A 12,815-nucleotide genomic window follows, 5' to 3' on the forward strand; every position below is an offset into this window, starting at 1 on the left:
TATTGATGATTATCGACCGTTATTTAGCTTACAGGTATTTAAAAAGTGACGATAAACAGGGTTATCTTTCATGTCTTTTTTCATCGCTAAATACATAGGGCGAGTAAGACCAAGAGCGCCTAAAGGAATTGATTTAATTAAGCCTTGGCTTTCATAAGGTGTAACTAGCCAATCGGGCAAAGCAGCAACGCCCATGCCAGCACTTACTAGTTGAAAAATAAGTAGTCCTTGGTCAACCGTTTTTAGTGTACCGTCAAAACGAGCATTTTGAATGAAATGCTTAAATATATCTTGGCGTTCACGCGGGATAGGGTATGAAATAATAGTTTCGTTTTTTAAATCAAGCGCTGTTACATACGCTTTTTTAGCAAGTTCATGATCCGGCGCCACAATAAGCTTCAATTTAAAATCAAATAAGTGCGCGTATTCTAATGTGTCGGGTTCGCGTATATCAGACGTTAAAACTAAATCGAGCTCATCGCTTAGTAAGTCAGGAATAGCGTCGTAACTAAAGCCACGTTCATAATCAATTTTTATATCAGGCCAAAAGTTATTAAATTCTTTAATAGTAGGTAATAACCAATGAAAACATGCATGGCATTCCACGCTCAAACGTAGTTGAGAAATAGGCTGGTTTAAGCTTTCTTTTAAACGACATTTAGTCGCTTCCATTTTTGGCAATATTTCGTGAGCTAATTCAAGTAATAGCATTCCCTGAGGGGTAAAGCGGACTGGTTGAGTTTTACGCTCAAATAATTGGCAATCCAATTTATTCTCTAAATCTTTGATTTGATGAGATAAAGCAGACTGTGTCAAAAATAACTCTCGTGCTGTATTAACCAAAGATCCTGTTTCTTTTAGGGTTGCTATGGTTTTTAAATGTTTAATACCAATCATCTTTAAAAATTCTCATGGGAAAAGTGAGTTCAGCTCAGATTAATTACATACTACGCCTATATAAAAAACGTTTCAACGTCTAGATGGCTAAAATTATGCGTTTTATTGCAGTTTATCGCTATGAATCGTGAAAATATTAGAGTTAGTAATGATAAAAGTCATTTGAAAACTGGTTTGATGAGTTTTAGATGAGTTTGCTTCATGTTGTATTTTAAATATAACGATTGCTGTGCGTTTTAGCTCAGCGTGAGTTTTAACCATGCTGATAACGGTATGAGGTGAGGTTTGTTGAATGCTTACTTTAGATTGTGCTTTAAAAAATAGAGTCGTTTTGCCTTATAGCTCAAGTTTAGCTCAATGGGAGAGTATATGCGTAATACCTAAGCCAGCGACCTACTCGCTGGCTCTTTTTATAAGGGTTTATTAATTAGTAATATGGCTTCTTTGGCAGTAACAGGTTTTGATTTTAAAAAGCCTTGACCATAGTCGCACGCGGTGGATTGCAAAATAGTTAATTGCTCAACTGTTTCTATTCCTTCAGCTACAACTTCAAGTTTTAATGATTGCGCAAGTGATAAAATGGCTTCAACAAGTGGGTTAGTAGAATCCTGTAGATGGTCAATAAAGCTTTTATCTATTTTTAAAATATGAATAGGCAGTTGGTGCAAGTAGCCTAGTGCTGAATAACCTGTTCCAAAATCATCAAGACATAATTTTACTTTTAAAGGTGAAAGACCTTCAATTATTTGAGTGGCGAGTTCTAGATTTTCTATTAAGCCAGATTCGGTAATTTCTAAGCATAAAGAACCAAGAGGTAATTGGTACCTATTATAAATGGAATGTATTTGCGCTACAAAATCGAGGCTTGCAAAGTGTCGTGACGATACATTAACGGTGACTTTTAAAAAGCGATGGCCTTGTTGGTGCCAATTTGAAATATGCTGGGCCGCCAAATCAAGTAAATGTAAATCAAGATTTATAATTTGCCCTGTAGTTTCAGCTATCGGTATAAAGTCATTAGGGGGTACAAACCCTTTTGTAGGGTGATGCCAACGAACAAGTGCTTCAAAGCCGATAACTTCACTGGTAGTAATTGTGAAAATTGGTTGAAAATAAAGTTCAAACTCGTTGTGTTCAATACCGTGTTGTAAGTCGTTTTCTATATCGGCATGGGTTTTAAGTTTTTTACGCATCGTGTTATTAAAAAACTTTACCTGACCACGTCCGGTTGACTTAGCTTCATACATAGCGGCATCGGCTTGTTGCAGTAATATATAAGCTTTGTCGTTTACGTTATCTGTATAGGCAACCCCAATACTCGTTGATGCTTGGAGTAAGTGGTTATCTATATTTAAAGGTTTTGATAATGCGTTTTTAATGCGGTTTAAAGCTTCATTAACTTGGTTTTTATGCGTGATGTTTTCCATAAAAATTGCAAATTCATCGCCGCCTAAACGTGCAAATGTATCCGTGCTTCGTACTGTACCTTTAATCAAGTCGCATATTTTTATAAGGAAGTGGTCCCCAACTTCATGCCCGAGCGAATCATTAATACTTTTAAAACGGTCAAAGTCTAGATACAACAGGGCATGGCTAGTACTCTTTTTAGCACGCGTTAAACGTAAAATAGCATGTTTTATACGTTCAATAAGTAGTGAGCGGTTAGCAAGGCCTGTAAGCTCGTCATGTAATGCTTTGTGCTCAAGTTCTTGGCGGGCTAATTGCCTATCAATTGCCATACTTATTTGGCGACTTACATACGTTAGAAGAGCACTATCGTGTTCGTTGTAATGCAGTGTTTTATCGTAACTTTGTACAACAATAACCCCGCTTATACGATCACTTGTTTGAAATGGAACACCTAACCAAGACTCAGATTGCCGACCTACCATTTTAAAATCACCGTTATTAATGTGACTTTGAAAGGCATCTTTGTTAAGTAATAGGGTTTGCTCTGTTTTTAGAAGGTAATATGAAGCGGTATCTTTAAGTTGTTCTTTAGATATTTTTTGATGAGTTTTAGTGTTTATGCCTTCTTCGACTATGTAAACGAGGTCAAGTATATCTATTTTTTTGTCGTATAGAGCGATAAAAAAGTTATCGGCTCGAAGTAAGTTATTTATGATTGAATGCAAGGCTTTAAAAAATGTATCTAGGTCACTCGCTTTGTAAGTTAGGTTAGCTATTTGTAATAAGCTGTTTTCTAATTTTTGTGCATTGTTGAGTTGCTCAACTGTTTTTTGTAAGTTGTTTACTGTATTAACCTGGTTAATCTTGGCACTGAGTAAGTGAGCAACTGTTGTAAGAATTTCAAGGTGTGCATTGGTAAAATAACCTTTGATTGGGTGCTCACAATCAATAACACCTAAAACTTGTTCTTTATATATAAGGGGAACACATAGTTCTGATTGAGCAGGGCGTTCATCAGCGATATAACGGCTGTCTTTCGTTACATCGTTAATAATTACCGCTTTTCCGGTCGTTGCAACAGCGCCCGTTATACCTTCACTAAAACGTATTATTTTACGTTCCGCTTGATATTTGTCCCGCGCGTGTGCAATACCCATTGATGCAACTTGGTTTAATGTATTTGCATTATTGTCAGCTAGATATATGACACAATCAACAAACCCTAAGCGATTTACAACGTGTGTTGTAACATACTCAAACAATTCTTCTAATGTATCGAGTTGCAATAGACTAGATGAAAATTGATTAATGATACTTAGTTGATCAGTTTTTATCTCAAGCGCTCTAGTCGCATCAGTTTTATAAGACATAGGCAATTTATATTATTCTTGTTATTTTTAAATTCACAGTTAAGTTAACCTAATCTTGGGTTTTTGTACAAATTAAAGCGATGAGTGGTTTCAATACTCTGTAAAGTTTTAATATAGCGAGTTTTAATTAATCATAAATCATTACAATAAGCTAATAGCATTGAATTTGCTCATTGTGCTTTTAAATAGTACCTCAGTAATTTTATCCATATAAAAACTTTATTTTTAATAAAATCTTTACTCGAAAACATCATATGCCTATGATCGGATAAATTCAGCCGTGGAACAAAGTAATGACAAGTAATAATACAAACTCTGTAACAACCCTTACTATCACTCGCCCTGATGACTGGCATGTACATTTACGTGATGGTGACCAGTTAAAAGACACTGTACGGGATATTAGCAGATACATGGGCCGCGCTATTGTTATGCCAAACCTTGTTCCGCCAGCAACGTGCACAGATACGGCATTGTCGTACAGAGAACGCATTATGTCTGCAAATCCACAAGGCAACTTTGAGCCATTAATGGTTTTGTATCTCACGGATAAAACTACACCAGATGAAATAATAAAAGCTAAAGCGACAGGTAAAATAGTAGCAGCTAAGCTTTACCCTGCTGGCGCTACCACTAATTCTGACTCGGGTGTTACATCAGTAAAAAATATTTATCCAGTTTTAAAAGCAATGCAAGAAGTAGGCATGTTGCTGTTAGTGCATGGGGAAGTGACAGATTCGTCGATTGATATTTTTGACCGTGAAAAAGTATTTCTGGATACAATTTTAGGAGATGTAGTAAATGACTTTCCTGAGCTTAAAATTGTACTCGAGCATATTACGACTAAAGATGCAGTAGAGTTTGTAGTTAATGCACCTAGCAATGTAGCGGCAACAATTACAGCGCATCACTTGCTTTATAACCGCAATCATATGTTAGCGGGTGGAATTCGCCCACATTATTACTGTTTGCCAATTCTCAAGCGTAACATTCACCAGCAAGCATTAATGGCTGCAGCAATAAGTGGAAATAAAAAATTCTTCTTAGGAACTGACTCTGCACCACATTATAAAGATAAAAAAGAAGCAGCCTGTGGGTGTGCTGGTGCATACACGGCTCATGCCGCTATTGAATTATATGCTGAAGCATTTGAGGATGCAGGAGCTTTGGACATGCTTGAAGGGTTTGCAAGCCACTTTGGCCCTGATTTTTACGAATTGCCGCGTAATACAGATACAATTACATTACAAAGAAAGCCGTGGAAAGTACCTGCAAGTTATACATTGGGCGACTCTGAAGTTGTGCCTATAAAGGCTGAAAATACAATGGATTGGTCTGTCGAATAACCAATAATATATTTAAATCTAAAGCCGCTTAATTTTTAATGCGGCTTTTTTGTTTGTGCTTTTGATATTATTGAAGCGTAATTCGACGACAGGGTGGTTGTAGGTGGCTTTTGATCTCGCTTACAGCAATAAATATTACAATAATACTTATAGTTTTTTGCTTGTAAATTAGTCAGTTAAAGGCGATTTAAAACAAATTTATATTTTTAAGAAATAATTCCTAATTAATAGAGCGAAAAAAAATATAATGTGTTAATCTTACCTTGCTTTGAGTTTTTATGTATTGAATTTACGGATATTGTGCTGCGTTTAAGGTTACCGGTTAGGTTATTACTTGTTCCTGTACTGTACCTCCATATTTTTGAGCATTGACTCAGGGAGGATATTGCCATAATAATATGGCTGAATTTTAATTATTGACTTACAGGAAAATTTAGTATGTCGGTTACTGGTAAAGTAAAGTTTTTCAACGAAGCTAAAGGCTTTGGTTTCATTGAACAAGAAAATGGTCCTGACGTGTTTGTACATTTCAGCGCAATCACTGGTTCTGGTTTTCGCACTCTTAGCGAAGGTCAAGCAGTGACATTCAGCATCAAACAAGGTCAAAAAGGCCCTGAAGCTGAGAACGTAGAAGCAGCATAATTTATTATGTGAACTCTAGTTCATCTTGGTGAAGCAGGTTTCTGTTTCACCATAATTCCCCTTTCTTAAATCTATTTATTTTAATACCTCAAATTCTCCTTTTTTTTAAATCTAAAAAACTACTCAAACATTCTATCTTTGCAAAGCTAAACAACTAATAATCTAACGGACAAAACAATCCTCTAATACTTTTAAAAACCATTCATAAGAATTTATTCAATGGGCCTGATACCAGCTTAAATAAAATCGATGCTCAATATCAATCCATGCAAATTCTGTTTCAAGCTTACTCTGTGTGACGAAGGCTACTCATTGATAAAGGCTTCTAGGTGCTTCTATTACTTTATTATGTGAACGTAAAGCTTCATTTATAGTGTATTACTAATAAAGTAGGGTAACTCTTCATGATTAACTTAATTACTGAATTAACCTTAACGTTAAAATAGTATTAAAGAATACTTTAAAGCGGTAAATACAACCTGTTTAATTATCAAAAGCTTTTATGCTGCTAAAAGAAATGCATTGTTGAGTTTATTATTACTATTTATGGAAAAACACGTTTTAAAATAGTTTTAAAAGTAACGTATATAAAGCGTGAGTATCCGATATTAAATATTATCCAGTGTTGTTTTTTTGTGCGACAAATGGTTTGTTTTTTCAGATGAAGTGTAACTGAGGCGATATAACACGATAAAATCGTGTAAAAAATAACTTTTGTTATATCAATTTATATTTTTTTTAGTTTTTTTTCAGTGCGAATTCAGCTTTAGCTAAATGTTGCAATAATGTTGTTTTATGTCAGTGCAATGCGAATAAATACACCCCTTAAAAGGCTTTAATAGAAATATTAAGAAAAAGCTTCGTTGCAATAATGTTAACCGTTGTGGGCTGGTACTTTCGTTTAAGCATTAACTTAGCTATTTATTTACTGAGATTAGTAAACATCAAGTTGACAGCGCTAATTGCATTTAGCATTATTGGAAGGTTGATATCTATTAAAAGATATCAGGGTTGTTCTCCTCGGAGGATAATTAAATTATAAAAGTAACATTACTTAATTGGTTGGGAACTATGTCTGTTAAAATCAGAAAGAGTCTTGTAGCAACTGCGTTGGTTGGCGCATTTGCATTTGCAAGCAGCAATGTGATTGCAGATCCTTTGAATGACGTGCAAAAAGCAGGTCAACAAATTCAAAAGGCTGCGGTTAAGTCTCAAACTAAAATTGACAATGTATATGGTCAAACTCAGGAGCTAATCGCTGAGTACCGTAGCGTTGTTGATGAGACTGAACTTATGAAAGTGTATAACGATCACGTGTCGCGCTTGGTTGATAGCCAAAACGCTTCAATTGAATCGTTTGATCGTCAAATCGCGACTATTGATAACACTAAACAAAACGTTGTGCCTTTGATGTATCGCATGATCGATACGCTTGAGCAATTCATCAAAGCGGACGTTCCATTTAATCTTGAAACGCGTTTAGGACGTGTTGAAAGACTACGTGAGATCATGGTTTCTGCGTCTGTAACGACGTCTGAAAAATTCCGTCAAGTACTTGAAGCTTACACTATTGAAACAGCATACAGCTCTCTTGTATCTGCTTCACAAGGTACTCTAGAAGTTGATGGTAAAAGCATTAACGTTGATATCGGTCAGTTAGGTCGTATCACTTACGTTGCTCAGTCTTTTGACTTGAAACATGCTTGGGTGTGGGATAACAACACTAAACAGTGGAAAGAATTAGGCGAAGAATACCTAAAACCTGTTAAAGAAGTTATTCGTATGGCGCGTAAGCAAGCGACATTAGAACTTGTTAAACTACCTATCTTTGGCGCGGAGTAATCAATAATGAAGAAACTATTTAAAGGTTTTGCTGTTGCAGCAGTACTAACTGTTTCTGCAGGTACCGCGCTTAATGCACATGCAAATACTGGAGCTCTAGATAAAATTCTTGAGCAAGTAAAGCAAGAGCGTATCTCTGAAGGTAAAATCAATAAGCAACGTGAGCAAGAGTTCTTATCAGAACGTGCTGACAAGCAAGCATTACTTAACAAAGCTAAAAGCCAACTTGCTTCTGAGAAGTCTCGTGGTGAAAGCTTAGCTAAGCAATATGCACAAAACGAAAATACGCTAGCTGAAAAAGAAGCAGCTCTTCAAAGTGCCCAAGGTACTTTAGGTGAGATGTTTGGTGTTGTACGTCGTGCAGCTCAAGATGCTATCGGTTCTATCGAAGCGTCACTAGTTAGTGCTGAAAAACCAGGTCGTGCTGAAATCTTACGTTCGTTAGCAGCTGCTAAAGAACTTCCTACAGTTCGCGAACTTGAAGAACTTTGGATTTCACTTCAAACTGAAATGACAGAATCAGCTAAAGTTTCAACTTTTGAAACTGAAGTTGCTGGTCTTGACGGTAACCCGTCAATGAAAAAAGTAACACGTATCGGTAACTTTAACTTAGTTACAGACGATGGTTACTTAATTTATTCACCAGAGACTAAGTCTATCCAGCCTCTAGGTAAGCAACCAGACGGTTATATCTTAGACGGTATCACGGCTCTAGAAAATACATCACCAGATAACTACGCTGGTGTTTACATAGATCCGACTCGTGGTGCTATCTTACGTATCAACACTCAAAAAGCGACCCTTATGGAATACTTCCATCAAGGTGGCGTAGTTGGTTATATCATCACGGCTTTACTTGGCCTAGGTATGCTAATTACTCTAATCCGCTTTGTTGACCTTACACTTACTACTAGTAAGATTAAGAGCCAGCTTAAAAATGTTGCTACACCGAATACAAATAACCCACTGGGTCGTATTCTTAAAGTGTACCATGACAACAAGAACCAAGATGTTGAAAACCTTGAGCTTAAACTTGATGAAGCGATTCTACGTGAAACGCCACGCATTGAAGCTGGTATCAATATAATTAAGATTCTTGCTGCAATCGCACCGTTACTAGGTCTACTAGGTACAGTAATCGGTATGATCTTAACGTTCCAAACAATCACATTGTTCGGTACGGGTGATCCGAAGATCATGGCAGGTAACATCTCTCTAGCACTTGTAACTACAGCGCTAGGTCTAATTGCTGCATTACCACTAATTCTACTTCATGCTCTTGTAGCTGGTCGTAGTAAGTCGGTATTACACATCCTTGATGAGCAAAGCGCGGGTATCGTTGCTACTCACGCGGAGAAGGAGAAAGCCTAATGCTAGTCCTGATGGAGATATGGGAATCTATCAGGGATTTTGTTGGCACAGGCGGCCAGGTTTTATACGTGGTCGCGATAGCACTCTTTCTTATGTGGGTTTTAATGATTGAGCGCTATTGGTTCCTACTTGCAGAATTTCCTCGCACAGCGAAAGAAATTGTAGCAAAGTGGGATGCCCGCCAAGACACTACGTCTTGGTACGCACACAGAATCCGTGAAGCATGGATTTCTGAAGCGTCTGAAAAATTAGATCAGCGTATGTTGTTGATTAAGACATTAGTAGCTGTTTGTCCTTTAATAGGCTTACTTGGTACTGTTACTGGTATGATCTCGGTTTTTGAAACCATGGCCAACCAGGGTACGGGTAACGCACGTTTAATGGCATCAGGTATTTCAATGGCAACAATCCCAACAATGGCTGGAATGGTTGCGGCATTATCTGGAGTATTTTTTAGCTCACGTCTTGAGACAAAAGCTAAAATGGTGAAAGCCAAACTTATTGATAGTATGCCTCATCACTAGAGAGAGAATTAAATATGGCACGTAAACAACGTTTTCGTGAAGAAGAAGAAGCAGCGGTTGATATGACGCCAATGCTTGACATCGTATTTATCATGCTTATTTTCTTTATCGTAACTACATCGTTCGTTAAAGAGGCTGGTATCGAGGTCAATAAACCTAAAGCGGCTCAAGCTACTAAGCAAAAAAATGCTAACATTTTTATTGCTATTCGTAGTAACGGCGAGATCTGGATTGATAAACAGCAGGTTGATGTTGAACGTATTTCAGCAAAAATCGAAAGTTTATTAGCAGAACAACCTACTGAAGTTGTAATTTTGCAAGCTGATAAAGAAGCAAAACACGGCGTAGTGGTTAAAGTTATGGACCAGATTAAAGCGACGGGTGATAACCTGAGAATTTCAATAGCTGGAGATCAGTAATGATTCGTTTTCTGTTTTCACTGATTGCAGGTGGGGCAGTTACTTTCGGCTTGTTCTACTTCATGGCATTCCTCATCTCTGGTGGGGCTGACCGTAATACGGAACAAAAAGAGCAGATCATAGTCGAAATAATGACGAATCCGCCTGAATCTAAGGTGCAGGAGAGGAAGCGTGTACCGCCTCCTCCTCCGCCACCGCCAAAGCAGCCGCCTAAACCGCAGCCGCCACAGCCGGAAAATAATAATCCAAATCCTGGTGCTATGTCATTTAATATGGGAAGCATTGATGTTGGTAGTTCGGCAGGTGGACTAAGTGGTCCTGGTGCATTTGGACGAGATGGTGATGCGACACCTATCGTTCGTATAGAACCAAAATATCCAACGCAAGCAGCACGTGATGGTAAAGAAGGTTGGGTTCAACTTTCATTCACAATTGATGAGCTAGGTGGAGTAACTGACGTTGAAGTAATTGACGCAGAACCGAAACGTATCTTTGACCGTGAAGCTAAACGTGCACTGCGTAAGTGGAAGTACCGTCCTAAGATCATTGACGGAAAACCACAGAAACAACCAGGTTTACAAGTTCAATTAGACTTTAAACTTAACCAAGGCAACTAAGGAGGCGAGTAATGAGAAATTTTTCTAAAGTAACTGCTCTTGCAATTCTTATGTCTGTGTCGGGTGCTACTTTAAGTGCATCTGTTTTAGCAGCGCCGGATTACGCAAAGATTGAAGAGCGTAAAAAAGCAAAAACTAAAATCATGGGCGAGCGTACTGGTAAAAAAGTAATTAAAGCATTTGATTTGTACAACGAAGAAAAAGTTGATGAAGCAATTGTTTTGCTTAGAGAAATCGAGCCTTCGAATGACTTTGATAAAGCGACCGTAAATCGTTACTTAGGTAGCATGTACGCTCAAAAAGAAAAGTATGACGAAGCGATCAAGTACTCTAAGCAAGCCGTTGCACCTGATGTTTTAAACTTTGCTGATCAAGAACAAACTCTTAAGTTGTTAGGTGACTTATACGCTGGTACAGAAAAGTTCCAAGAAGCTAAAAAAGCATATGTAGCTTGGATGGACTTTACCGGTGAAGAGGACCCTACGGTTTATACACGTATTGCTCAAGCTAACTATCAGTTAGAGCAATACCGTGATGTTTTTGAACCAGCAGATAAGGCAATAAAACTTCAAAAAGAGCCTAACAAAGGCCCTTACCAATTAAAACTTGGCGCATACTTTGAGCTTAAAGATTATGCAAACATGGTTAAAATTGGCGAAGAAATTGTTCGTGTATGGCCTGATGATAAAAAAGCTTGGGTTAGCTTAGGTAAGTATTACCTACAAACTGAAGATTATTCTAAAGGTTTAGCAACTATGGAAGTTGCATACAAGAATGGTTACTTTGAAAATGAAGTTGAGTATAAAGTCTTATCTAACTTTTACTCTCTAAATGAGATCCCTTATAAAGCAGCTGTAACGCTAGAAAAGGCCATTAAGAGTGAAAAAGTAGAACGTACAAAGCAGAATGTTAGCGCGATTGCGAGTAATTACCATCGTTCTAAAGATTTAGAAAAAGCTGCTAAGTACTACGAAGATGCTGCTAAATTTGATGACGACGCTGAGCTTTACCGCAAAGCAGGTTCATTACTTTTACAATCTGAAAAATTCAGTGCTGCTATTGTTCGCTTGAACAAAGCATTAGAGCTTGGCTCTGACAAAAAAGGCACAATTTATTCAGATTTAGCTGAAGCGTATTACTACCAAGGTAAGTATAAGCAAGCATATGCTGCAATTACTAAAGCTATGGATGACCCTCGCACACGTAAGTTTGCAAAAGGTTGGTCTACATATATTAAAGATAAAGCCGCTCGCAACGGTGTTAAAATTTAATTTTAATTAGCTTAAGCAACTTATAAAAAGCCCCTCTGGGGCTTTTTTTATTGGAACTACTATGTATAAAAAGCTCTTTTTATCATCACTACTGTGCCTATTTTTAGCTGCATGTTCAAAGCAGCCTCAACCTTATGAGTCGTTTGAGGACGCACAAGTCGCTTTAAAAGCTTTAAACATGGCGCTTGTACAAACAGGTGCTACTAAAGGCAATAACATTGAAAAAGATCAATTGGTTTTCTCTGATGCTTACTTAACAAAACGCCATACTATTTATCAGAGCCTAATGGGTATGGAGCTTAATCTAAATCAAATTGCGCAAGTAAACTATTTGGTAATTGCAGAGCGTTTCCCTGAACGCTACTTTAATTGGCCAGCCCAAGTAAATGTTTTAGAAAACATGCTCGCTTTTGAAGGCTCAAAAAACACACCGGATAATGTTATTACTTGGCTCAAGTTAACCCAAGATACCCTAGACAGTGCTCAACAAAGCAATTTAAAGCTGAACAAGGTTGAACTTACATTGTTACAAAGCTATGTATTAAGTGCGATAGCAAGTAACCATGTTCAACCAGCGCTTAAAAGCCATATAAGAGCTTTTAGCGATTATTTAGCTAGTTATAAGCCAAGAGGAAGTGTGGGTCTAAGAGGTCTGCCAAATGGCACTCAGTGGTATCAGAGCAAACTTAATTACTTTAGTGGCGAAGTACATTCACCGTTAGAATGGGTTACTCTTTTAAACGAAAAAATAAAAGTATTAGATCGTGTTGCATTCGACAGTAAGCTGCCAACTTCTCACCAAAAATCGTTTTTAGTTCAGTATTTATCTGATGAAAAATTAATAGAAGGCTTAGATTGGCAGGCTAACTATCAAGACTTACCTGCAATGGCGATCGCTATGGATATGTCTCATAAAGATAAAACATTGATGCTTGCGATGATGGAATCAGATATAGGTATTCACTACCATGCGTGGACTTTGCCTCAAGCAAAGGTAAACCTTATAAAGCGCCTACAAATGAGTCCAGAAGAGGCCCAGTACTTGGTTGAAGATATAATTCTCTACCCAGGGCAATCATTTAGCTTTATACAACACATTATATAAT

The 12,815-nt window shown here is 37.5% G+C and carries 11 protein-coding genes; 9 read left to right on the plus strand and 2 right to left on the minus strand.

What is annotated here, in order from left to right; translation table 11 throughout:
* Positions 1-9 precede the first annotated feature (9 nt).
* Positions 10-897, minus strand: coding sequence for a LysR family transcriptional regulator (locus tag GQR47_RS06580; RefSeq protein ID WP_002961689.1), 888 nt, complete (start codon positions 895-897; stop codon positions 10-12).
* A 410-nt stretch (positions 898-1,307) separates the two neighbouring features.
* Entirely contained in the window at positions 1,308-3,677 is a 2,370-nt protein-coding gene (locus tag GQR47_RS06585; protein WP_024595526.1) for an EAL domain-containing protein, read from the minus strand.
* Positions 3,678-3,970: 293 nt separating this feature from the next.
* On the opposite strand from GQR47_RS06585, the gene pyrC reads away from it, so the two are divergent.
* The 9 genes from pyrC to GQR47_RS06630 all read left to right on the plus strand — a co-directional run bounded on the left by pyrC (position 3,971) and on the right by GQR47_RS06630 (position 12,814).
* On the plus strand, positions 3,971-5,023 hold the full coding sequence (pyrC, locus tag GQR47_RS06590) for a dihydroorotase (RefSeq protein WP_024595527.1): 1,053 nt from the start codon (positions 3,971-3,973) through the stop codon (positions 5,021-5,023).
* Positions 5,024-5,461: 438 nt separating this feature from the next.
* Positions 5,462-5,665, plus strand: coding sequence for a cold-shock protein (locus GQR47_RS06595; protein ID WP_002961702.1), 204 nt, complete (start codon positions 5,462-5,464; stop codon positions 5,663-5,665).
* 1,071 nt (positions 5,666-6,736) lie between these two features.
* Positions 6,737-7,507, plus strand: coding sequence for a DUF3450 domain-containing protein (locus GQR47_RS06600; RefSeq protein ID WP_024590812.1), 771 nt, complete (start codon positions 6,737-6,739; stop codon positions 7,505-7,507).
* A 6-nt stretch (positions 7,508-7,513) separates the two neighbouring features.
* A complete protein-coding gene (locus GQR47_RS06605) occupies positions 7,514-8,878 on the plus strand; it encodes a MotA/TolQ/ExbB proton channel family protein (RefSeq protein WP_002961707.1) in 1,365 nt (454 codons plus the stop codon).
* The gene (locus GQR47_RS06610; RefSeq protein ID WP_002961709.1) at positions 8,878-9,402 is read left to right on the plus strand and encodes a MotA/TolQ/ExbB proton channel family protein; all 525 of its coding nucleotides are present in this window, start codon (positions 8,878-8,880) and stop codon (positions 9,400-9,402) included. The genes GQR47_RS06605 and GQR47_RS06610 overlap by 1 nt, the downstream gene beginning before the upstream one ends.
* A gap of 14 nt (positions 9,403-9,416) precedes the next feature.
* Positions 9,417-9,821, plus strand: a complete 405-nt coding sequence (locus tag GQR47_RS06615; protein WP_002961710.1) for a biopolymer transporter ExbD — start codon at positions 9,417-9,419, stop codon at positions 9,819-9,821.
* Entirely contained in the window at positions 9,821-10,438 is a 618-nt protein-coding gene (locus GQR47_RS06620; RefSeq protein WP_024603667.1) for an energy transducer TonB, read from the plus strand. Before GQR47_RS06615 ends, GQR47_RS06620 begins: the two co-directional genes overlap by 1 nt.
* Before the next feature lie 11 nt (positions 10,439-10,449).
* Positions 10,450-11,709: a tetratricopeptide repeat protein gene (locus GQR47_RS06625; RefSeq protein WP_002961712.1), complete on the plus strand. Its 1,260-nt coding sequence runs from the start codon at positions 10,450-10,452 to the stop codon at positions 11,707-11,709.
* A 61-nt stretch (positions 11,710-11,770) separates the two neighbouring features.
* Positions 11,771-12,814 carry a hypothetical protein gene (locus GQR47_RS06630; RefSeq protein ID WP_024596349.1) on the plus strand — a complete coding sequence of 348 codons (1,044 nt, stop codon included), beginning with the start codon at positions 11,771-11,773 and terminating at the stop codon, positions 12,812-12,814.
* Position 12,815: the final 1 nt, after the last annotated feature.

It is taken from the genome of Pseudoalteromonas sp. Z1A2 (assembly GCF_011378755.1).
In the GTDB taxonomy this organism is placed as follows: domain Bacteria; phylum Pseudomonadota; class Gammaproteobacteria; order Enterobacterales; family Alteromonadaceae; genus Pseudoalteromonas; species Pseudoalteromonas distincta.